This is a genomic window from Brachyspira innocens ATCC 29796, from assembly GCF_000384655.1.
GTDB classification, from domain to species: Bacteria; Spirochaetota; Brachyspiria; order Brachyspirales; family Brachyspiraceae; genus Brachyspira; species Brachyspira innocens.
The window spans coordinates 111,059-135,621 of the sequence record NZ_ARQI01000129.1; the positions used below are offsets into that span (position 1 = coordinate 111,059).

Sequence of the window (24,563 nt, forward strand, 5' to 3'; positions counted from 1 at the left end):
CATTAAAGGTATTAATTTCATATGAATATTTTATCGTCATCACAAAATATGCATTTCAGTAATCAATACCACTTTCCCCAGATAATCTAAATAATGCAGGCAGGCTGTCTGTAAAAACATCAATATTCTCTTCTTATTTTAATGAATATAAATAAATATAATTGATTAATTTTTTAATCAGTTAAAATAAAAAAACTAAAAGGATTTACACAATGAAAACAAAAGCGTATTCATTAACTTTTTGTGCTATAGGCGTAGCATTAAACATAGTGCTTTCATTTATAGCAAAACACTTAAATATCCCATTTGTATTTTTCGATGTAATGGGTACAGTATTAAGCGGTGCAGTACTAGGGCCATTATACGGAGCTATTACTGGATTCGTTACCAATTTAATTACTTCTATGGTTAATAATCCTGCAGAACTTCCTTATGCTATTGTTAATATGATGATAGGTATAATAACAGGATTTATTTCTATTAAGTTCGGATTCAAAATTCATACAGCTATAATAACAGGTGTAATACTTGCTGTTGCAGCACCTTTAGTAGGAACTCCTATAACAGTAATATTATACGGCGGATTAGCTGGCGGAACTATGGATATTATGACTGGATTCTTAATTCAAAGCGGTCAGAAAATATTTACTTCTGCATTTATACCTAGAATAATATCAAATATTATAGATAAGCCTTTATCTTGTATAATAGCATATATTATAATTTTAAGAATGCCTAGCTCTCTTCTCTCTAAAATAACAACAAATAAAAAATTATTAGCTCAAAAAAATGCTGCTTCTTCAAAAGATGAGGATATAGATAATGAATAGGTCAAAAAAATTGGCTGTATTATCGCATTGCATATTAAATCAAAATGCTGTTGTCAAAGGAGAATACAAAGATATGAATGTATTTTTTTCATTTGTACAAGAGCTATTTAAAAATAATATAGGAATACTTCAGCTTCCATGCCCTGAAACAGAATGCTACGGATTAAAAAGATGGGGACATGTAAAAGAACAATTCAATAACTCTGGATATAAAAAATATGCTAGAGAAACTCTGAATTCATTTGCTGATACTCTTAAAGAATATATTAACAATGGATATGAAATAGTAGGAATATACGGAATAGCTGGAAGTCCTAGCTGCGGAGTTAATCTTACATGCTCTGCTGACTGGGAAGGAGAAGTAGGACTTTATAAAGATAAAGAAGATATTACATCAAGAGTAAAAATGATAAATGAAAGCGGTATATTTATGGAGATGTTTAAATCTATACTAAAAGAAAATAATATAAATATACCTTTTTATGATGTTGATGATTATTTAAAAAAATAGATATTTTTATTAACAAAAATATATTGGGGTTTTATTATTAAAACCCCAATATTAATTTTTTATTTATTAGGAAAGTTTATAATGAGTAAAGCTGTAGAGTTTAAAAACGTATGCTTTTCATATATTCAAGATGATGAAAACTACTTTCTTGACAATATTAATCTCTATATTGATGAAAACAGTTATTTAGCACTTCTTGGAAAAAACGGAAGCGGAAAATCTACATTAATAAAACTTATGTTTGGAATAGAAAAAGCAAATAAAGGCGAAATAAAAATATTTGATATGAATATAAATGAAAAAGCATATGAAATATATAAAATAGCAAGCCTAGTTTTTCAAAATCCTGATGATCAAATAGTAGCGGACACTATAGAACTTGATATCGCTTTTACTATGGAAAATTATTCTATACCAAGCAAAGAGATGCATAAAAGAATAGATGAAGTACTTGAAATAGTAGAACTTTCAAATAAAAGAAAAGATAAAGTACATTCATTATCAGGAGGAGAAAAACAAAGACTATGTATAGCTTCATCTTTGGTATTAAATCCTAAAATACTTGTATTAGATGAACCTACATCTATGCTTGATGCTGAAAATAGAATGAAAGTAATTGAAGTATTAAAGAAAATACATTCAATGGGTACTGCTATAATTATAGTAACTCATCATATTAATGAAATAGAACATTGCAATGAAGTTGTATTTATGGATAATGGAAGTGTATCTTTTAAAGGCTCTTCAGATGAATTTGTAAGGGCTTTAATAAAAAATGATGAATTTCATAAGCTAAATATGCCTATTAATTTTAAGTTGGCTTATGAATTATATAAAAATAAAAATGTATTAATAGATAAAGATATTTTTAACTATAAAAAGGTTTGTGAAAGTTTATGGAAATATGTTTAAAAAACTTAAATGCAGGATACATAATAAGCAAAAAAGAAAAAAAACTAATAACTGAAAATTTAAATGCTGTGTTTGAAAGCGGAAAATTTCATTTTTTGGCAGGAGTATCTGGAAGCGGAAAATCTACACTTCTTGAAACTATATGCCTGCTTATAAAAAAAATATCAGGTGAAATATTATTTGATAATAAGAATATAGAAGACAAAAATAATCTAAAAGAGTTTAGACAATCATCTGGAATAATGCTTCAATACACAGAAAAACAATTTTTTAATAATACAGTAAGAGAAGAAATAACATTTAACCTAAAAAGACAAAAACTTGATAATAAAGAAATTAATAAAAAATTAAGAGCAACTCTAGAAATATTAAATATTGATAAAAAAATATTAAAAGCCTCTCCGTTTGAAATAAGCGGCGGTCAGAAAAGAACAATAGCACTAGCCTCTATAATAATAACCTCTCCTAAAATATTATTTTTAGATGAACCTACAGCAGGACTTGACTTTGAAAGCAAAAGTACATTCATGAATACTATAAAAAATTTAAATAAAACTTCTAATATTACTATTATACAGTCATCTCATATACTAGATGATATAATAGAATACGGAGATTATGTTTTTATTATTAATAAAAATAAAAAATATATTCAAGGAAAACCAAAAGATTTATTATTTTCAAAAAATATACTTAAAGAATATAATCTAATAGAACCTGAAATTTTCTTATATATAGAAGAGCTTAAAAAATTAGGAATGAATAATATTGATAATGTATCAAATGCTGATGAATTAATACAAAAATTATTTTATTAAAAGAGTATCATTATGACAAAAAGATTTGACCCAAGAACTATTTTTTTATCCACATTATTTTTAGCTGTATCATTAGTAGTAATGAATAAAATAAATCAAACTATATTCTGTGCTTTAGCTATAATTTTGCATGTACTTCTTATAGGAATAAATATTAAAAATATTATAAAAATATTTATAGCGTCTATATGGCTTTTGCTTTCAATTATATTAATTAACTATTTTTTGATAGGAAGAAATATAGATTATATAGCAAATACAGCTTTCAGATTATTTGGGATTATAATACTTGCAGCAGTAGTTCTATCATCTATGGATATAATGGATATAGGTTTTGCCATAGAAAAAATATTTTATCCTTTGAAATATCTAAAAATACCAATAGAAAGCATAAGCATTATAATAGCATTATCATTAAAGTTTATACCATTAATAAAAGATGAAGCTTTAAGAATAAGAAAAGCTCAAAAAGCAAGGGGGCTTGATTATCAATTAATGCCAATAGGAGAGAAAATAACTAATTCTGCCAACCTTTTTATACCAATAGTAATTTTGGCTATACAGTCATCAGTAAAAACAGCCATTGCTATGGAAGTGAGAGGATACAGTGCACCTTATGACAAGACAAGGCTATATGAGTCATTTATTAAAGCAAAAGATGTTTTATATATATCATTCAGTATTTTATTTTTAGTATTCATTATTTTAGTGAGGCTTAATATAATAAAAATACTCGAAAATATAAAACTATAATAAAAAATAAAGGGCTTAAAAAAGCCCTTTATTTATATTATTTCCATATTATTAATTATATCTTCCAATCAGGGAAACGCTTAATAACAGCAGAAATTATATCAGTTTTATAATGCTGCTCTAAATTAACCAGCTTTTGGAACTCACTAAATATAACTTTTACATCATCTTCAGATTCATTTTCTATAAACTTGAGCAGATAAGCCTTATCAAATACCAAATCATACACCACTTTCAAAAGTTTTCTAGCCTGTGCAGATGTTTCTTTTTTATCTACCATTTTAGAAAGATGAGGGATAATGCTAAGAAGCCCTATCATAAGAGAGTTTTTATTTATTTTAATGTCTCCCTCTATATCATCATAATATTCCCCATCAAGTATCTTCTGAGCAAAATATACAAATGCCTCTGGATATTCTCTGTAATGAAGAAATATATCATCAATAGTCTTAGCAAGCATATCTACTTTACCATCAGCAAATAATTTATTTACTATAAGATAATTATTTTTAACCTGAGAAGAATAAAGCATTTTTAATATAATATTATAATAATCATCTCTTCTTCCGTCCCAAATAGCTTTTATGAACTTCTCTCTATAGTTTGAAGAAGGAAGAACCTCATAAACATGAGTATAATCATCAATATCTTTCACTATATCAGAAAGCAGCGGTATATCTTTATCAACTGATGACTGACTTCTCAAATATATTGTACTCACTATTCTTGCATCATTAGGAGATTTTTTATCTTTAGAAATATTAACAAAATAATCATTCATCTCTTTAGCTTCATCAGAGTTCAAATTAGGAGTATAATTTAAATATTCCATATATATCTGATATCTTTCAAAGAAATTATCAGTTTTATTGAACTTAGACAAACATTCAGCATCATAAGTTTCAGCTTCTTCATTATAAAGGAAAGTATTTTTATCAAACTTAACAGTAGTAGAAGCCCTTACAGATTTTTTAGCCCCTTCAAGCCATTTAGTATATGATGTTTCAGGAACTACTACAGCTGGTTTTGAAGTTAATTCCTGTTTCAAATCTTTAGTTGTAATAGTTTTTTTATATTTTAAAATAATAGTTAAAAGCTCTGTAGGATTTTCCTCTGCTATTTTTTTTATTTCATTAAGTTTATATGCCTTATAAACATTAATATCATCTGCTGGAAGTGTAGTAAGAGACTGTATAGCCATATCAAATGTCATTTTTCTTACATCTTCCTGAGATACAAATTTTATCATCAAAAAGTTTATATCTATAGCTTTAATCTTTCCTACCCCGAAGTTTCTATGAAGAACATATTTATCAACATCGTACTGTATATATTTTTCAAATATTTCTATACATTCTTTTGGTTTTTTATTAACATTAGTAATTGAAGATATTTCCTCTATTTTTTCAAAAAGCGTATGATTAGGATACAATGCTTTATAAACATCTACAAGTCTATGTCTGAAAAATTTGGCTTTTTTATTATTCTGAGCTACTATATCCTGTTCATAATTAAGCAAATTTTTTATAGTTTTCAAAGCATCGCTGTATCTGTTATTTTCAAAATAATAGAAAAATATTATTTTCCACACATCTATCATTATATTAGAATCAACTAATGCCTTTAATGCATTCTCATGTTTAAGCAGATAGTTATAATTATCAGGCTCATACTGAAGAACTTTTTTTATATCGCTTTCGGCATTATCTCTCTCTCTTAAAAGATTTCTTTCAAAAGCTATTTTATAATAATGTACAGCACTCTTTATATCGCCTGCTAATTCTTTGGTATGAGCTATTTTTTCTGGAAGTTCTGGATTTGAAACATCAAAACGTATAAGTCTTTCCCATATTTCTAAAGCCTCAGCTTCCCTATTTGTACTTTGATAATAGCTAGCTAAATATCTTAAAGCATAATCGCTTTCATAATATTCATCTAATATTTTCTGAGCTATAAACTCAACTATATTCCATTTCTTAGCATTTTTAAAAATACCTAAAAGTTTATCCAAACTTCCTTCAGAATAGTTTGCAATTTTTAAATTTAAAAGTCCGTTTGCATATAATGCTGATATATGATTAGGATTTTTATCCAACTGCAGTTTAGCGGTATCTATAGCAGCATTAATATCATTAGTATCGTTTATCTCGTTAATTACAGCAGCCAAATCAAAAAAATATTTAGTTGTATAATTAAGTAATGGCTTTCTAGTAAATGTTTCTTCTGAAAATATATTTTCCAATTTTTGTAGAGCTTCTGACATATTATCACTCCTTATCTAATATTTTTATGTAGTATTGCAGCAAATCCTTATCTATCGCAGCCATCTTTCTGCCCCATACCTTAACTTCTTCTATATCAGAATCATTTTGCCTCATAATAAGATATGTTGTTAAAAACGCATAAGAAGCTAAAAGTTTAGGTGCTGCTGCCTCTCTCAGTTTTAATTTTCTATAGTCAGCTTCAAGCCTAGATATCTTTTTCCTAAGTTCAAACTCTTCTTTTTCACTTAAAGGTCTTTTCACATCCAGTATATTCATAAGCTCGCCATAGGCACTCATCCAAAGTATTATCTCCTCCTGACTATTATTATGAATGCCTCTTTTTATTATTATATCTCTTATTTCTCTTACTACTTCAATGCTAATATTTTCAAACTCTATACTTAAAGGATCATAAAATAAAGCCTCTCTTATATATAATTTGCATTTCTTTTCATCGCCTAGTATATCATAAATCATAGCAATAAAACTAAGAGTCTTTGAATTATAAGGCTCTATTGTATTTAAATATTCATAAGATTTTAATGCCCTAGAATAATCCTTTAACTCTATAAAAGCATTTGAAAGTAAATGTAATTCCTCCGTGCCTTCAATATCATCAGTACTTTTCTGCATTATTAAGTCTATTGTTTTATTATAAACATAATAATGTATAGCATTAACTGCCATAAGACTCTCATCATAAGATTTAGTATGTACAAATACACTAAATTTCTTGTATGTAGAATCTAAAAGTTTGCAATACTCTATACAATTTCTCTCTACGCTTTTAAACTTATCAAGCCTGTTAATCCAAAATTTAACACAGGATATATTTTCATATAGGTTAGCACATTCAAAGTCCATAGACATAATCTTATCAAAATCTTCCATAGACTCTTCAAATAAGCCGTTTTTTAATTTACTTTCTATAACAGAAAAAATATCCTTAACAGACTCCTTCCTAGAAAATAATTCTTCTTCCATTATATTTTATACAAACTACTCCCTTAAAGTTAAAAAACGTACAGAGATATATACGTATATTTATATAATATAATCAAATAAGACTAAATTGTCAAGTAAAAATAATACTTTGTATATTTCAAAATAATAAAAAATATATTAAAAAACTATAATTATTTTTATAATATGATAATTTACTAAATATCAGTACTGTTATATACAATTTCTCCTGATTTAAAAACGATACTGCATAAATTATTATCCAAAGTATAGAGTAAAAAGTTTAATTTTTTGGTATTCCATATTATAATATCAGCCTTTTTTCCAACTTCAATAGTGCCTATCTCTTTTCCTCTATCAATAGCACATGCGGCATTAATTGTAGCAGCATTCAATATTTCTTCAGGCTTTAATCTATATATTAAATATGCTAATTTCATAATAAACTGCATATTAAAACAAGTACTTGAGCCTGGGTTATAATCAGAAGCTATAGCAACAGGTATACCTTTTTCCACCATATATCTAGCTTAGCATAAGGCATTCCTAAATAAAAAGAAGCATTAGGTAAAAGTACTGCTATTACCCCATGTTTTTTTATAACGTCTATACATCTGTCATCAGCCATAATCAAATGCTCGGCACTTACAGCATTAAATCTAGCCGCCAAATAAGAACCTCCGCTGGTTTCAAGCTGGTCAGAATGTATTTTGAGTTTTAAATTATGCTTTTGGGCTGTATCTAAAATCTTATGGCTTTCTTCCATGTCAAGTCCGCAATTTTCACAAAATACATCGCAAAATTCTGCAAGTCCTAACTCTGCAATTTTAGGTATCATCTCATTGCATATTAAATTAACGTATCCATTTCTGTCATTTTTATATTCATTTGGTACAACATGTCCTCCCATAAATGTAGAAACTATATCTATTTTATGGTTTTCATTCAATTTTTTCATAACATTTAATATCTTTATCTCATCTTTAACTGTTAAACCATAGCCGCTTTTACCTTCAACAGTGGTAGTTCCATATTTTATCATACTGTCAAGTATTGGAATTGACTTTTTATAAAGTGCATTCTCTGTCTGTTCTCTAGTATCTTTTACCGTAGATAATATACCATATCCAGCCTTTATTATATCAGAATATCCCATATGACCAGTAACTATATCATACATCTCATCTTCACGGCTTCCTCCATATACAAAGTGAGTATGGCAGTCAACTAAACCAGATGTAACTAAAGCACCATTGGCATTGATAGTTTTTCTAGCTTTTTCATTAGGAGATTCTCCTATATATTCTATAAAACTATCCTTTATGCCTATTGAAATATTATTATATACTTTTACTTTCCCCTGATTTTTACCATATAATGGACTGCTGCCTTCTGCAGTTACTAATGTTCCTATGTTCTTTATAATGATATCTAACATATTATAATTACCGCCATATTAATAGTATAGTAATAATTATAACATAAAACAATATTAAAAGTTATATATTAATAGAAAAATGGTACAAGTTATAAGAAGTTATTAAAATTATTATTATTAATATAGTTACAAATAGTTTATTTACGATATTAGAATCTATTTTTTTATTGACAAATCTTCCTAATACCCCTCCCAATATACCGCCAATTATCATTACAATCAAAAAACGTAAATTAACTTTAGAAGCCTCATTATTTGCTATACTTATAAATACGCTTGCTATTTGAGAAAAAAGTATTATGTATAAAGAATTTTGAGCTGCAGCTTTTGAATCCATACTAAAGAAAAAATACAAAAATGCTATATTAAAAGGTCCGCCGCCAATCCCTAAAAATGATGATAAAAATCCAAGAATAAGTCCTATAATAATACATAAAAATATATTTTGTATATGTAAAGACTTTATTTTTTTTCCCTGCATATTTTTTATAGTAAAAATAACAGTAAGTATAGTTAAAAATATCAAAACGGCCGACTGAAAAACACCTGCAATATTTTCACTTTTAAAAAACATAATAACATAAGAAAATGACATCTTTCCAAATATTCCGCCAAGCACACCGCCCAAAGCAAGCGGAGTAGCTATTTTTCCGTTTACAAGGCTGTCTCCCTTTATCTTTGAAACTATGAAAGTGTACATGCTCATAGAAAGCACTGTACAAGAAGATAGAAAACTTATTTTACTCACTTCCATAATATTTAGAGAATCAAGTACTGGCTTTATTATAACACCGCCGCCTATTCCGCAAATAGCTCCTATAGTTGAAGCAAGCAAACTTACAATCAAAAAAAAGACTATCATTTTTCTATATTAAGATATTCCATCAATCTGTCATAATCAGTATTAAGTATAAGATTTTCTGGAAAATCAATAGATTCAAGCATATCTACTGCATCTTTATGATCTCCTACTTTATACATAGAATGGGCATCAGAAGTTACTATGATATTAGTTTCATATTTTTTGCACATAAGTGCTACTTCCCTGCATATAGGATAGCTTCCTTTTCTCACTTTAAAAGATGATGAATTAATTTCTATAAGTTTATTATATTCTTTGCATAATTTCACTATATATTCAATATTAAACTCAAATTTCGGATTACCAACATGCCCTAAACAGTCAATATGTTTATTTTTTATAACTTCAGCATATCCATTGGTATGCTCTCTTATATTTAGAGGCTGCAAAGCATCTTCATGATATGAAGCTATAACAAAATCCAAATAATTTAATACAGCCTCACTTAAATCTACTTTTCCGCTGTAATCTATTATATCAGCCTCACAGCCTCTTAATAGTCTTATACCATCTATATAATCAGGTAAATTATGCATAGCCTTAAAATGAACTTCTTTAGCCCCGTCACTTGAAGCAGGACCATGATTTGTAATAGCTAAAGCTAAAAAACCCTTTCCTTTGGCTGCCTGTACCATTTCATTGACTGTACTATATGCATGCTCACTTACTGTAGTATGGGTATGTAAATCAGGTATTATTTTCATAATAATATACCTATTTGTCTAATCTAAATTTGGCTATTTTTTCTATTAAATCTACAGTATTATCAATACCTATAAAATCGCTGTTAAAGCAGGCATGATAATTTCTTGCATCTCCCCAAACTTTACCAGTATAGTAATTATAATGTTTGGATCTTAATTTGTCTCTTTCTTTAAGGATTTTTTCTATATTAGAACTATCCAGTTTATAATCATTAACAGCACGTTTAATTTTGCTTTGTATATCAGAATAGATAAAAATATTAATACAGTTATCCATTCCTTCCAATACATGATTTGCACATCTTCCCACTATAACACATGAATTTTTTGAAGCTACTTCCTTAATAACATTACTTTGAGCAAAAAACATAGTATCCTGCAGTGACTCTCCGTTTCCAAATGTCATATTTCCTGCATAAGAACCTGATATAGCAAAATTAAATAAAGAAGCACCTGTTAATTTCTGTTCATTTTCTTTAATATATTCTGGAGAAAATCCCGTTTTATCCGATGCCATCTCTATTATAGCCTTATCATAAAAAGGTATATCTAGTTTTTTTGCAACCATCTCACCGATATATCTTCCGCCGCTTCCGAATTCTCTGCTGATAGTTATAACAATATTTTTACTCATAATAGACCCCTCGTTTATCATTTACTATTATATAATAGTTTACCAATATTATCTTCATTTGTCAAATTAAAATAATACCAATTTTAAGAATATATTAAAATAAAAATAAATATATTTTTATATATAATTATTAAAAAAAGTCGGAGAAAGTTTTTTCTCTGGCATTTTCATCTTTCATTACGCCTATATCATACAAATATCTAGTAACAGCCAATGAAAAACCGCCTTTTATAGGAGTTTTCGGATAAAGTATTATTATAGGTGTCCTTTTCTGAACTGATATCATAACTTTCTCTTCATCAAAAAGTACAGGACCCAAAAGAACCAAATTAATATCAAGTGAAAACTTAGCAGTTACCTTCTTAACTTCTCTGTATAAATTGATAGCCCAGTCTATATTTTTTACTTTATTAACTATCAAATACATTTTGTCAGTCATATTATTAACATATATCATCTTCATAAGTCTGTAAAGGTCAGTTAAAGCTGTAATTTCTGGGTTTGCTACTAATATAATATCATCAGACATCTCATAAAAACGCATCATAGGCTGAGTAATACCTGCAGCATAATCTATTATAACATAGTCATAATCATTGGCTAAAACCTTTAAATCTTTAGCAAGGTTTGACAAATTAAAATCATTTTCAAACTGAACAAATCTCTGTATATTAACACCAGCACTAATAACATCAATACCATATTCGCTTCTTATAACACAGTCTTTTAATGTTAAAGTACCTTCAAAATATTCTTGTAATTTAGATTGCGGTTTGACATGAAGTAATATAAATACATTAGAACAGTTAATATCTATATCAAATACTAAAACTTTATATCCTCTTGAGGCTAATTCTGCAGAAAAATTAACTGAACATAAAGTTTTTCCTGCACCGCCCTTACCGCTAGAAAAAGATATTATTCTTCCCATATTATTGTCCTGTATACAATTTTAATACCTGAGCCACTTTAAGTCTGACATTTTCGTCCCAATCTAGTATATGCGGCTTCAATGCTTTAATTACAGATATTTTATCGGAATTTTCTACATTTTTTGCCAACTCTTCAAGAGCCTCAAGTCTTTTTTCTACCTCTTCGCTTTCCAAAAGTGCAAAAATTTCTTTCATAGTTTCTTCCTTAAATTAAAAAGAATCAAATAAACAATACTCTGATTATTAGATAATTATACATCATAAAATATTTTTGTCAAAATATAAAGATTATTTAATTTTAATTAAAAAAATATGCTAAAATCACATTAATTACATTTGGAAAGGTTTTTCTTTAGTAAAGTCTGGCAAATAATTTTCAGAACTCTCCATCTCCTGAACCAATAAATTTTCAAAGCCCAAATCAAGAGCATAATCTACAACATCATCATACTCTTTTTTATATAGTTTTCTGTTTATATTCTCAAAATCTAAAGCCTTAAATTGCGGATTATACTGAGACATTAAAGATATAGTGCTTTTTAAAAATCCCCTCTCCTTTAACTCTATTAATATATCGTAAGAATCAGATTCATTATTTGGAAGTATCAAATGCCTTATTATAATTCCTCTCTCAGCAATCCCATTATCATTAACAGTCAAATCTCCAACCTGACTTTTCATTATCTCTATAGCATTAATAGCAACATTAAAATAATTTTCAGCCCTAGAATATTTAAAAGCCTTATCATCAAAAACATATTTTAAATCAGGCAAATATATATCAACTATGCCGTCTAAACAATCCAGTAACTCTTTAGTATCATACCCATTTGTATTATAAACTATAGGAAGATTAAGACCTTTCTCTAAAGCAATCTTTAAACCTTTAAGAACTGGATATATAACATGAGTAGCACTTACTAAATTTATATTTAAAGCTCCATCTCTTTCTAAACTCAAAAAATAATCGCCTAATGTTTCTATATTAACGGCATCGCCAACTCCTTCATTACTAATCTGATAATTCTGACAAAATACACAGTTCAAATTACAGCTTGAAAAAAATACGGTTCCGCTTCCTCTCTCTCCTACAAGCATAGGCTCTTCTCCAAAATGAAGTGTATGAGATGCTACTTTTATATGATTAGTATCTTCAAAAATTTTGCATCTTCCTATCTTATTTTCATTACGATTAATACCGCATATATGTCCGCAGCATATACAACTGTCATAAAGTGCCTTTGCCTTATCTATTACTGCACCTATATTTTTTAAATGCTTTTCATTATACATAATTTGTCCTAATATTATTTATATTAAATAATATACAAAAAATAAAACTATATCAATAGCATAATATTATTATAAATATAAACAAAAAAACGACAAAAATACATATTAAGATATTGACAATTTTTATTTAAATGTTAGAATACACAAACAATTTGTAAATATCTTATAATTTTCAAGGAGAAAATTTATGAAACTAACTGAATTGGATATTGAAGAAGGTTTTGTTGTTGATAAAGTAGCCACTGATGGTGAAATTAGACAAAGAATTATAGAAATGGGTTTCACACCCGGGGCTAAAGGCTGGATTGTAAGAAAAGCACCTTTAGGAGACCCTATACAAGTTCATATAATGGATTATGAAATATCTTTAAGAAAATCTGAAGCTAACGGAATAGAAGTTGATAAATCTAATATTGAAATAAAAAAAGAAAGAGTATTAAAGCCAATTGAACATAAAGAATCAAAAGAAGATGAAGCTTCATTAACTGAAAATAAAAGCGATATAGCTAAAAAGATAAAAGTTCCTTCTAATAATACAAAATTAAAAGTAGCATTAGCTGGAAATCCTAATTCTGGTAAAACTACAATATTTAATGCACTAACAGGAGCAAATTATAAAGTTGCTAATTACCCCGGTGTAACTGTAGAAAAAAGACAAGCTAATATGATGTATAACGGATATACTTATGATTTGATTGATTTACCCGGTGTTTATAGTTTAAGTGCTTATTCACAAGATGAGGTTGTTGCATGTGATGTTTTACTTAATGAAAAACCAGACTTTATAATCAATGTTATAGATTCTACAAATTTGGAAAGAAATCTTTATCTTACATTGCAGCTTGTAGAATTAGGTATTCCTATAGTATGCGTACTTAATATGTATGAGCATGCTGAAAAAAACGGAGTTAATATTGATGAAAAAATTTTAACAGAGCTTTTTAAACTTCCAGTAATGAAAGTACATGGCAATAAATACGAAAGTGTTGTTATGATATTAGAAAAAATAGAAAAGATGTACAAATCTGGAAATAAGCTTCATCAGGATTCCGCTATAAGATACGGAGAAGAAGTTGAAAAAGCTATAGAAATAATCACAAATAAAATGCAGGGAGATATAAGCAATCTTCATAAAAGATGGCTTGCTATAAAGGCATTAGAAAAAGACGAAAGAGCGATTCACTCTATAAGAAGAGAATGCAATAACGGCGGAGATGTTATAGAAACTCTAAATAAAGAAATTATAAAATTAGAAAACTCAATGAATGCAAAAACAGATTCTATAATGGCTGATAAAAGATATTCATATATAAGAGGAGCTTTACAGGAAGCTGTTCATAAGGATAATATACAGGCATTCAATTTTACTGAGGCTGCTGATGTAATATTTTTAAATAAATGGCTTGGTCTTCCAATATTTTTGGTTGTATTATGGCTTATATTTAAGATAACATTTACAGTAGGGGCATATCCTCAAGGCTGGCTTGAAATGGGTATAGGAGCATTATCTGGTTTTATAGGCAGTTTACTTCCAGAAGGCAGTTTAATACAGTCGGTTATTGTTGATGGTGTTATAGGCGGCGTTGGGGCTGTATTATCATTTCTTCCGCTTGTACTTATACTTTTTACTGGTATTTCATTTTTGGAAGACTCTGGATATATGGCAAGGGCTGCGTTCTTAATGGACAAAATAATGCATAAATTAGGTCTTCATGGTCAGTCATTTATCCCTCTTTTCTTGGGTTTCGGCTGTACTATTCCAGCTGTTATGGCAGCTCGCACATTAAGAAGTAAAAAAGACAGAGTTGTAACTGTTTTAATTACTACATTTATGAGCTGCGGTGCAAGGCTTCCAGTATATATACTTTTTATAGGGGCTTTCTTCGCTCCAAAAATGGCTGCTTCTGTAATGTTCAGTATATACATGATTGGTGTATTAATGGCTTTTATAATGGCATTTATATTTAGAAAAGCATTCTTTAAAGGCGAAGAAACTCCTTTTGTAATGGAGCTTCCTCCATACAGAATACCAAGAGCTAAAGCGGTACTAAGACATATGTTTGACAGAGGATTAATGTACATAAAAAAAGCTGGTACTTATGTATTTGCTGCTTCTATAATTATTTGGGCTTTGATGACTTTCCCTCAATACAAACCTACAGATGCTGATAATCAAAGACTTATGAATGAAGCTAAAACATTAATTGCAAGTCAGGGATTAGATGTTAATGATGAAGAAGCTCTAAATACTGAGTTTGAAAGATTAGTTTCTTCTGAAGGATTAAAACATAGCTATGCTGGTAGAATAGGTACATTTATAGAACCTGTATTAAAACCATTAGGATTTGACTGGAGAATAGGTATTGGGCTTGTAGCTGGAGGAGCTGCAAAAGAGGTATTAGTTTCTACTATAGCTCAGATTAAATCTATAGAAGACGGGGATGAAGCCGTACTTACTGAATCTTTGAGAAATGATCCAGTATTCAATCCTATAGTAGCTTATACATTATTACTATTTGTACTTTTATACTTCCCTTGCTTTGCTGCAATAGGAGTAATAGGTTCAGAAATAGGTAAAAAATGGATACCTTTCTTAATGCTTTATACATTATCTGTTGCTTGGATAGTGAGTTTTGCTTTCTATCAAATAGCTGGAAGAATAGCAGGTATTATTTAGACATAAGGATAGTTTTTTAATATAGTGTTTGGCTCAAGGCTTTGCTTATTAATGTGAAGTCTTGAGCTTTTTTATTAATTAAACCTTATAGATGATGCAATTGATACAATAACTTGTTTCAAAATAATAAATATTGTTTTTATTTTATAACAGTCTCTTCAAAAATAAGAATAAAGAAATTGACAAACTATAGTTGTTTAGCTATATACTAAAATAATTAATTATACAGCATATTAAAAATCATATTTATAATTTTTAGTATAATCTTATCAGGCAGTTTTTATACAAGTATGCTATTTAATAGATTTATATTAGATATATGCAAAAAAATTATTGCATATATCTAATACTAATAAAAATCAATCTATAATATTTTTCAAATCTTTTATAATAGTATCTATATTTGATAACTGCATTATAGAATAATTTTTAAGTTTATTTGCTATACATAAAAGTTTCTTAGTTTTCTCAATATGATCATAACTAAAAAATACAGAAATAGGTACATTCAAAGTTTTTGCTATTTTATTAAGATTTGTTATTGATATATTTCTTTTTCCAACCTCAACACTCTGTAAATATTTTGATGATATTCCAGAAACCTCTGCTATTTCTGATATAGTTTTCATTTGAGATTTTCTTATAGCACGTATATTTTTTCCAACAGAGGATATTAACTCTTCATCTTCGATGGGTCTTTCTTTATTTTTATCATCTTCTGTTTTGCTGTCGCTGACAATATTATTGTAAAAAGGTTTTTTCAAATTAGTAGTAAGCATCAATCAAACCTCCATACTATTTTTATATTTATCAAACATTCCGTCTTCTTTGAAACTGTAATAAGAATTAGCAGCAATTATAATATGATCCAGCATTTTTATATCAACCATTTTAAATGCTTTATACAGTACATTCGTTATATTAATATCCTCTTTAGAAGGTTTAGCTATACCTGATGGGTGGTTATGAGATACTATTACATAACTTGAACCCAAAGATAATGATTTTTCTACTAAATCTCTAGGATATATGGTAGCTGAATCTATAGTTCCTCTGAATATATGCTCCATTGATATAAATTTTTTATTTACATCTAAACAAACAATAGAGAAAGTTTCAAATTTTAACTTACCTAATTTTATTATCAAATAATTTATCAAATCTCTTTTTTTAAACTCAGGCGTATCAGCTTTTAAGCTGCTTAATAAATAGTATTCTAAAATAGAAGGTATACTCTTTATAAGTTTTATCTTATTCTCATTAAGTCCCTTTACTTTCAAAAGCTCTTTATCAGAAGCATTAACTATATTATACAAATTATAAAAGCTGTAATATAACTTATCTACTATAGTATTGGCCCTTTCTAAAGATATGCCGTTTGATATAATAGAGGCTAATATTTGTTTTTCGTCTACTAAATCGGCATTACTAAACTGCAGGTTATTATTATAAAAATCATTATACATAAATACTTCCTTAATAAATTATAGTATAGCCTATAGTTAAACAAATTTTTTTTTAAAAATAAGCCATTTATTAAAGAAAATAAACAGTATATACTTTACTTTTTATAATTTTTTTTAAAAAACTTAATATTATTATAAAAAAACATACACTTTAATAAGTTAAAGAATATATTAACTTTATACTTCCACCTGCATCATTAGCACCAATTGAAGAATTATTTATTGTAATCTCAAATTGTTTAATTTCTCCTTTTTTAAGAGTAAAAGTTTTATCGAATGAAACATCAGCAACATCTCCAGAAGATGAATCAAAGACAAACATATCCTGAGTTTTATCGTATCTGAATTTTATTAAAGGTTTATTTTGTTCTATCAAAACAGTATCATTAGCAATCTGAGGTATTTTATAAGTTCTGTCATACATTGTAATAGAAGCGTCTAAATAAAAATAAACCTCATCTGTATCCTCATACTGCACATCAAGAGTATATACTGTAGAAAGTATGCTTTTAGTTTCTCCGACATTTACTGCAGCTAAAGAATCAAAGAATAAACTAGGTTTTTCTTTTGAAGCAATTATATTATAATTAATAGTATCTGAATTTAAATTATATCCAAGCCTTATATCATAGCTAAATCCTGCATAATTTGTATATTCATCTTTACCAGAAAGTTTATCAACAAAACTTTGAGCACTGATATTTTGTATCTGCAAATCCTGAACCTGCAAAGCTATTTTATTTTTTTCCACTATTTTTATAGGCAAATAAGGAGAGCGTCCTGGACTTCCATTACTTGCTACATTTCTTTTTAAATCTGTAGGACTTCCGTCTAGTCTAGGAGCATAACTGTTGTCATTAGCTATAGATAAAGTACACCAATCATATATCTCTATAGTACCATCAGAATGAACTATACCTACTGGGTCATACTCATAAAAATATGTAAGACCTTCAACAGTAAATTTTACCTGTTCATTTAAAGTAGCACTATCAGCACTAGCCTCCCAGCCAAGTTCCACAGCACCCCATTCTATAGGAGCAGGTATTCCTAAAATTGATTTCCATTTTGTAGGTATAGCAAAGGCAAATACTAATTTTGAATAACTATCTATCGCTATCAAATAATTATCCGTAGAAAGTCCTGCAGTACCAGTAAAACGGTAGAACCAAAACCTATTAAGCCTATCACTTTTATTGTAAGCACTTGTAGATGAGAAAGTGGGATTCATATTCTTATACATATAGTATTTTACTTTTGTAACAGTAAAACCTGCAGCTTTGGTATTAGTTCCGTCATAATAATATTCATTTCTTGATAAATCAAGAGGCTTCCAAGTATCATCTTTAATGAGCATATATGTTGGTTCATTTTTAAGTCCGAAAGAGGCAGCTATTACATATTCATTGTCAAGGTCAAGAGTAAAACCTCTATAATCCTCTCTATTCCATTCACCAGTTTTAAAAGGATCTTCTGCATCACTTAAAATACCTTCTCCGCCTACTTCTGGTTCATCTGTATCGCCGCTTATATCATTATCCGACCTTGACATTTCCTGATAATAGTACAATGGGCTGAAATGTCTTGTGCAGGTATTAAAAAATATTGCCATAAAAAGAATTGATAAAATAACAAATATAGTATTTTTCATAGTATAAATTCTCATAAATAATTTTCATAGATATAATTATACTAATAAAATAAATTAAGTAAACAATATATAAAATTTATTTAAAAAAAATTGGCAGAAGTAAATATTTTTTATTACCCTGCCTATAAATATAATAACAGTTATTTTTATTTAGACGAATTATTTAATTCTGCCTCTGATATTTTGTAGCTTACCCCTTCCCTAACACTAAAATACAAAGCAGTATTATTATGAAAATTAAGTATATAAGTGTATGAAGGATTATTAACAGACTTAAGAGTAAAATTACCTGTTGTTACAGAAGAAGTAATATCAAAAATTTCGTTATTAATAGCAACACCATTAAAAGCATAAACATCAATCTTTAGATTCTGCTTATCCTCTTTAGAAACCGTTACCCTAATATTTTTATCTTCACTCTCATAAGTACCCTCTCTGTCTTTAAACTTCATACCCACTTCAGAAAAAGGTGAAGTACATGAAAGCAAAAATAAAGAAATACCTAATAAAATAATTTTTTTAAACATTTTTATTTATCCTAACATTATTTATATGATTGTATTATATAAAAAAAATTTTGTTTGTAAATAGTAATTTTTAATAAAAAAGCAGAGAGAGTTTTTTATGGTCTCCCTGCTTTATTTTTTTATTATAGATTATTTATTCTCTCTAACAGCATCATAACCCAAACCAGCATCGGAGTCAGCTGTACCAAGTCCCCATATCTGTGCTAATACAGTACTTGTTTTTATTAAATAATCATCTTTACCGTCATATTCTCTCAATACAACACGTCCATAATCTCCAATAGTACCGCCCGGACTTGCTTCATATATAGCTGTAAACTGCTGTTCTAATGAATCATCAAAACGAGCCAATTTATATGAATATGTCTGAGTTCTCCATTTGTATTCAAACCATGATAAATATCTTTCTTCATAAGTTAAAGTAAACTCAGAACCATCGGCAGTAAATTGATATACGAGATTTCGCATAGAAGACGTATCTTCACCTTTAAATGTCGCTCCAAGAACTCTGTCTGTAAATATAGGACCGTAATCTTTAAAATCTGGGTCTAATGAAGTACCATTAAATGATATAGTATCTTTATTATTTACTTTTACAAGTGAAACTATAACTGTATCTCCAGAATCAGTGGTATTTTCATATATAGCCTTATATTTAGAAGTTATAGTTTTAACCTTGTATGTTTTTTCTGTTTTTAAAGTACTATTATATTCTTCTACCACAACTTTTATATTAGGTACATCTGCAGTAGTTTCAAAAGTGTAAGAATATAATTTAAAACTATTGCCTCCATAATTACCAGACTTCCATAAATCTAAATCTATTTGATTCTTACCGTCAACCATATATCCAGAATAATCACGGTATTTAAATGACGGATAACTAGATTTTATTTTATTTATATTATCTTTGAAAGTTTCTTGATCTTCAGGTGAAGCAGGTTCTGAAGATGAAGGATTCAAAGATCTATAAGGAGAATAACCTTGTCCTGTAGGATTAGGCTGTGCCATAGCAGGATATCCATGATCTGAAGGCATATATGTAGTAGGAGAAGCAACAAACTCGGTTTTATAATGCTCGTATAAAATAACACTTCCATCTTCTTTAACATATCCTATAGGATCATATTCATAAAAGGCCTTTTTATCTCCATGTTTTTCTACAGCTTCAAAAGCAGTAGGTACTTTATCCCCCATAATAGTCTCTGTATCAGTAATAGCTCCGAAAGCAAATATAAACTTAGAATAAGTATCGACCGCTATAAGATATTGTTTTAATGTAGCTATAGAGGCATTTCCGTTTATAGAATAAAAATTAAATCTATCCATTCTTCCTGGCAAATATCCCAAACTACTATAAAGAGGATTTTCTCCTGCATATCTATATACTTTTAAGTTATCAATATCTACAGTCAATAATCCGCTTTCAGCATAATTTTCTCCGTCTTTACCATTATAATATTCAGCAGGTATATTATTCCAATCAGCACCTCCTTGTATCCAATTTCTAGTATCATCATTAAAGAAATCATATATAGGAAGTTTATCTCCTTTGAAACTTGCTTTAAATAGCCAATTTTTAAATTTATCTGCAGAAAACTGATAGTTCGGGTCATTATATTCTTCTGGAAGTTTAAACGGATCTTCATCAGCAGGAACTTCATCTGGAAGTTTTTCAGGACCAGTATTAGGTGTCCCAAGTGATGAGCTAGAGCTGCTTGATTTAGTATAATAATACCTTGGGTTAAAGAAATGCCCGCCGCATGACACCATAAACATATATATCATTGCCAAAAATAATAAATAATTTTTTTTCATGCATTTTCCTTAAATTAATTTTTAACAAAAAAGCGGAGAGAGTTTTTTAATTCTCTCCCCCGCTTGATTTTTTAATTATAAACTATTTACTGAGTTACTCTAGTAGCTTCAAATCCCATTGTACTACCTGGTGCTGCGACAGTAAAACCTGATGTAGAAGTTTTAATTGTATTATTATCTGATAATTCAACCCAACGATATTTAAACACTGTCCACTCTTCTTGATATTCATAAACTGCACTATTATTAATATAGGAATCATTATTATATCTAGCTAATATAAATGTTAAGGTTGAAGAACCATCTTTTATTGTAAATTGAGTTCCATCATCATTAAATGTGTATAATACACTACCTTTTTCAAACTTGGCTCCCCTTACTCTATCTGGGAATATTGGCTCAGGATCTTTAAATGAAGCTTCGCCAACCTTTGTAGAAACAGAACCATCGAACTTATAAAGTATATCTGGGCTGCCTTGTATAGATACTTTTATATCTCCGCTTGCAGAAGTATATGTACCCATAGATTCAGTTTCTTCTTTAAGAGTATAATCTATCTGTTTTGTACCTCCATTCCATGTTTCCTCTTTATAAGTTAATTTCTGACCTGTAGGGTCAAATTCATAACTATAAAGTATCAAGCTCTTACCAGTAGGTTTTGTATAACCGTCAGGCAATTTAGATGTATCTGTATAAACATATTCAGTAGTATCTCTAAACTTATAAGTTTTAGATTTTACATTATCTGTAAATTTAGGTGCAACATATACATGAGCTGTTATAGAACCATCTTGTATCTGTCCATCTACAACACCCTTATAATCAGACAATGTTATACTTACATCTGTACCGAACCATCCTCCTGTAGTATATTTACCTACATTACCACTATGAGACTCGTAGCTAAATGTATTATTTTTATTACCATCTACATAGAAATCAAAATAATCTCCGTTAGCACTGAATACATATTTTTTAGTGCCGTCATCTGTTGTATATGTTTTTCCAGCTACCCTTGACATAAACTCAAATGAGCTATCATCATAGTTTTTATAACCTACAATAACATTATCCATATATAATTCATTATCAGAATTTTTAATAGTAAATGTTTTGTTTTGTTTAGGTGTCATCTGCTCATACTGTCCATTAAACTGCTTATCTATAGCTGTGTAGTTATAATACATGTTTGAACTTGTTTCTTTACCAGTCTGAGTATTAGTAACAACATGTGTTATATAGTTACCAGCTTTAGAGAATGTATAATAATTCATAAGAACAATATTCTCTTTATCTCTCATTCTATAAGTTTCACCAGCAACTACAGACATAAATCTGTCTACACTTTGACCGTCTTTACCTGTAATATAAGCGTCATATCCGTAAGCTGCAGAGTTAAGTATATGGTTAGCATCAGCCAAAGCACCTGTTGACATCTGTATCATAGTGCCGTTAGCACCAAGTCTTAATGCCCAGTATTTGAATACCAATGCTCCGTCTTCTATATATGCAGCTTTAGTATAATCTGCTTGAGAACTTCCGTATTTATCAGTTATAGTATAAGTAGCTTTTTCACCACTTGGATAAGTATACGTAAGGTTTCCGCTTCCATCAAACTCATATTTATAACTACCGTCCATAGAGTAGTATGTAGTATTTACAACAACATCTAGGAAGTAAGGACCTTTATCTCTAAATCCAAGTTCTGCTGCAGGTTCATCATTTTTCCATAAATCTTCACCAGCATTTTCTAAAGTAAATGTATATTGTACGCCGTTAAGGCTGTATACTGCACTTTTACCATTATCTTTTACTAAAGTATAAGTTACAGAAGTAGGATCTTTTTTAGCTGATTCTTCTGTATAAGTAATAGTCTTACCGTCTCCGCTGAATCTGTATTCAAATGTTGTTAAACTTTTTCCGTCACCAGGAGTACCTTCATAATCTCTGAATGCATATACTTTATTAGCAACTTCATCAGTAAAGAACTCTATTACAGATTCATCAACATTTAAATATCCAGGTCTAGAACTTACTCCGCTGCTTGATGTAAGACCAGGAGTATCTCCTGCACCTAATGACCAATATAATACACCGTCTTTTGTATCACCGTCATTAGCTATTCTCAAACCCCAATAAGCAAATGAACCAGATCTTTCTTCTTTATAGATTGCTCTGTCGCTTGCATCCTGCTGAACAAATGCATAATATCTTACAAATTTTCCATTTTCATAATATTCTATAGTTTTACCATCTATAGTAAATTTATATGAATAGCTTTTATCTTTTGCATCAAATACTTTTCCTCTTACTCTGTATATAAACTCTGGACCTGGATCAACATAGTTTAATTCTGCATCCACATTATTAATACTGTCTCTTACTTTAGCATAACTGTCTAATCCAGTAATTGTTATATCGCCGTACTGCAAGGAAGTAGCACCTGTAACTTTTGTAAATGTATATTTTTCATTGAATGTTTCACCATCATAGAAATGATCTTTTATTATTTGTACAGTTTTTCCATCATTAGAGAATATATAAGTATAAAGAGTTAAACCAGATCTTATAGAATAAGTTTTGCCTTTAAACTCATCTAATATTGTTGCAGGATCTATATCTGCTACATTTACATAATAGTAAGGAGAAAGACCTGCACTTTCTTTATCTTCATAACCTGCTACAGCTCTTGTAGAGTCATGGATTTTTGGGAAAAATGCATTAGCATCAACTGCCATTTCTTCCTGATATTCTCTATATAAAGTTAATGTCATTGAATCATTAACCTCATCATAAGACATAAAACCTATAGGGTCATATTCATAGAAAGGTCTTTTATCACCATGAAGTTCTACTGCCTCAAAAGCTGTAGGATATGCCTGTCCCATAGTGCTTCCTGTTTTGGTTATTTTACCATAGGCAAATACCAATTTTGAGTATGTATCTACCGCTATCAAGTAGTTATTTAAAGGAACAACTACAGCCTTACCTACAAGTCTGTAGAATACAAATCTTTCCATTCTTTCAGATGTATTATAATCGCTTTCTGGAGCAACTAATGGGTTTTTAGCATCATACCTGTAAAAAGTAGCTGCTGTAATATCATAGCCCTGTGCTTTATTAACTCCGTCTTTAGCGTTATATTTTTTCTCTGCTGTTGCTGCATCAGAAACTACCCACTGTGTACCATCTTTGAAAAATGAATACATTGGAACATTATTTCCATCAAAACTTGCAGCAAATAAAAAGTCCAATATTTTTTTACCGTCAAATTTATAGTCTATAGTATTCCATTCTCCTACTTTAAAAGGATCTTGGTCAGCTGGAACATCAGAACTTCCTATACCTATATCTGAAGGAACTTCTTGTTCTGCTTCAGTCTGCGAATCATTTTTTCCATAATAATATCTAGGGTTAAAGAAGTGTCCGCCGCAGGACATCATAAACATAGATATTATTACCAAAAATAACAAATAACTTTTTTTCATATCATTTCCTCAATTGTTGTAA

At 29.0% G+C, this 24,563-nt stretch carries 22 protein-coding genes; 6 read left to right on the forward strand and 16 right to left on the reverse strand.

Annotated features, from left to right (window positions below; translation table 11 throughout):
• Positions 1-212 precede the first annotated feature (212 nt).
• From F811_RS0114440 to F811_RS0114460, 5 genes are all read left to right on the forward strand, one after another.
• Positions 213-830, forward strand: coding sequence for a CD3073 family putative ECF transporter S component (locus F811_RS0114440; RefSeq protein WP_020005947.1), 618 nt, complete (start codon positions 213-215; stop codon positions 828-830).
• A complete protein-coding gene (locus tag F811_RS0114445) occupies positions 823-1,341 on the forward strand; it encodes a CD3072 family TudS-related putative desulfidase (protein WP_020005948.1) in 519 nt (172 codons plus the stop codon). The genes F811_RS0114440 and F811_RS0114445 overlap by 8 nt, the downstream gene beginning before the upstream one ends.
• 81 nt (positions 1,342-1,422) lie before the next feature.
• Positions 1,423-2,253 carry an energy-coupling factor ABC transporter ATP-binding protein gene (locus F811_RS0114450; RefSeq protein WP_020005949.1) on the forward strand — a complete coding sequence of 277 codons (831 nt, stop codon included), beginning with the start codon at positions 1,423-1,425 and terminating at the stop codon, positions 2,251-2,253.
• Positions 2,238-3,071: an ATP-binding cassette domain-containing protein gene (locus F811_RS0114455; protein WP_020005950.1), complete on the forward strand. Its 834-nt coding sequence runs from the start codon at positions 2,238-2,240 to the stop codon at positions 3,069-3,071. The genes F811_RS0114450 and F811_RS0114455 overlap by 16 nt, the downstream gene beginning before the upstream one ends.
• Before the next feature lie 12 nt (positions 3,072-3,083).
• Positions 3,084-3,824: an energy-coupling factor transporter transmembrane component T family protein gene (locus F811_RS0114460; protein ID WP_020005951.1), complete on the forward strand. Its 741-nt coding sequence runs from the start codon at positions 3,084-3,086 to the stop codon at positions 3,822-3,824.
• Positions 3,825-3,879: 55 nt separating this feature from the next.
• On the opposite strand, the gene F811_RS0114465 is transcribed toward F811_RS0114460, so the two are convergent.
• From F811_RS0114465 to F811_RS0114505, 10 genes are all read right to left on the reverse strand, one after another.
• A complete protein-coding gene (locus F811_RS0114465; RefSeq protein ID WP_020005952.1) occupies positions 3,880-6,087 on the reverse strand; it encodes a transcript cleavage factor in 2,208 nt (735 codons plus the stop codon).
• Positions 6,088-6,091: 4 nt separating this feature from the next.
• Complete coding sequence (locus tag F811_RS0114470) at positions 6,092-7,072, reverse strand: tetratricopeptide repeat protein (protein WP_020005953.1); 981 nt, start codon at positions 7,070-7,072, stop codon at positions 6,092-6,094.
• A gap of 176 nt (positions 7,073-7,248) precedes the next feature.
• Complete coding sequence (locus tag F811_RS17050) at positions 7,249-7,572, reverse strand: amidohydrolase family protein (RefSeq protein ID WP_245555876.1); 324 nt, start codon at positions 7,570-7,572, stop codon at positions 7,249-7,251.
• Positions 7,542-8,489, reverse strand: a complete 948-nt coding sequence (hutI, locus tag F811_RS16150) for an imidazolonepropionase (protein ID WP_245555877.1) — start codon at positions 8,487-8,489, stop codon at positions 7,542-7,544. Before hutI ends, F811_RS17050 begins: the two co-directional genes overlap by 31 nt.
• A gap of 61 nt (positions 8,490-8,550) precedes the next feature.
• The gene (locus F811_RS0114480; RefSeq protein WP_020005954.1) at positions 8,551-9,351 is read right to left on the reverse strand and encodes a sulfite exporter TauE/SafE family protein; all 801 of its coding nucleotides are present in this window, start codon (positions 9,349-9,351) and stop codon (positions 8,551-8,553) included.
• Positions 9,348-10,055: a phosphatase gene (locus tag F811_RS0114485; RefSeq protein WP_020005955.1), complete on the reverse strand. Its 708-nt coding sequence runs from the start codon at positions 10,053-10,055 to the stop codon at positions 9,348-9,350. Before F811_RS0114485 ends, F811_RS0114480 begins: the two co-directional genes overlap by 4 nt.
• Positions 10,056-10,065: 10 nt before the next feature.
• Positions 10,066-10,689 carry a cytidylate kinase-like family protein gene (locus F811_RS0114490; RefSeq protein WP_020005956.1) on the reverse strand — a complete coding sequence of 208 codons (624 nt, stop codon included), beginning with the start codon at positions 10,687-10,689 and terminating at the stop codon, positions 10,066-10,068.
• A 130-nt stretch (positions 10,690-10,819) separates the two neighbouring features.
• Entirely contained in the window at positions 10,820-11,620 is an 801-nt protein-coding gene (locus F811_RS0114495) for an AAA family ATPase (protein ID WP_013113185.1), read from the reverse strand.
• 1 nt (position 11,621) lies between these two features.
• Entirely contained in the window at positions 11,622-11,816 is a 195-nt protein-coding gene (locus F811_RS0114500) for a hypothetical protein (RefSeq protein WP_013113186.1), read from the reverse strand.
• 135 nt (positions 11,817-11,951) lie between these two features.
• A complete protein-coding gene (locus tag F811_RS0114505; RefSeq protein ID WP_020005957.1) occupies positions 11,952-12,914 on the reverse strand; it encodes a radical SAM protein in 963 nt (320 codons plus the stop codon).
• Positions 12,915-13,101: 187 nt separating this feature from the next.
• Between F811_RS0114505 and feoB the strand changes: the two genes are divergently transcribed.
• Positions 13,102-15,591 carry a ferrous iron transport protein B gene (gene feoB / locus F811_RS0114510; RefSeq protein ID WP_020005958.1) on the forward strand — a complete coding sequence of 830 codons (2,490 nt, stop codon included), beginning with the start codon at positions 13,102-13,104 and terminating at the stop codon, positions 15,589-15,591.
• A 359-nt stretch (positions 15,592-15,950) separates the two neighbouring features.
• Here the strand turns inward: feoB and F811_RS0114515 are convergent, their stop codons facing one another.
• The 6 genes from F811_RS0114515 to F811_RS16885 all read right to left on the reverse strand — a co-directional run bounded on the left by F811_RS0114515 (position 15,951) and on the right by F811_RS16885 (position 24,541).
• Positions 15,951-16,370: a helix-turn-helix domain-containing protein gene (locus tag F811_RS0114515; RefSeq protein WP_020005959.1), complete on the reverse strand. Its 420-nt coding sequence runs from the start codon at positions 16,368-16,370 to the stop codon at positions 15,951-15,953.
• A 3-nt stretch (positions 16,371-16,373) separates the two neighbouring features.
• On the reverse strand, positions 16,374-17,057 hold the full coding sequence (locus tag F811_RS0114520) for a JAB domain-containing protein (RefSeq protein WP_020005960.1): 684 nt from the start codon (positions 17,055-17,057) through the stop codon (positions 16,374-16,376).
• Positions 17,058-17,208: 151 nt separating this feature from the next.
• A complete protein-coding gene (locus tag F811_RS0114525; RefSeq protein WP_020005961.1) occupies positions 17,209-18,708 on the reverse strand; it encodes a hypothetical protein in 1,500 nt (499 codons plus the stop codon).
• Positions 18,709-18,854: 146 nt separating this feature from the next.
• Positions 18,855-19,235: a hypothetical protein gene (locus F811_RS0114530; protein WP_020005962.1), complete on the reverse strand. Its 381-nt coding sequence runs from the start codon at positions 19,233-19,235 to the stop codon at positions 18,855-18,857.
• A gap of 129 nt (positions 19,236-19,364) precedes the next feature.
• The gene (locus F811_RS0114535; RefSeq protein WP_020005963.1) at positions 19,365-21,053 is read right to left on the reverse strand and encodes a hypothetical protein; all 1,689 of its coding nucleotides are present in this window, start codon (positions 21,051-21,053) and stop codon (positions 19,365-19,367) included.
• A gap of 86 nt (positions 21,054-21,139) precedes the next feature.
• Positions 21,140-24,541, reverse strand: a complete 3,402-nt coding sequence (locus F811_RS16885; protein WP_020005964.1) for a hypothetical protein — start codon at positions 24,539-24,541, stop codon at positions 21,140-21,142.
• Positions 24,542-24,563: the final 22 nt, after the last annotated feature.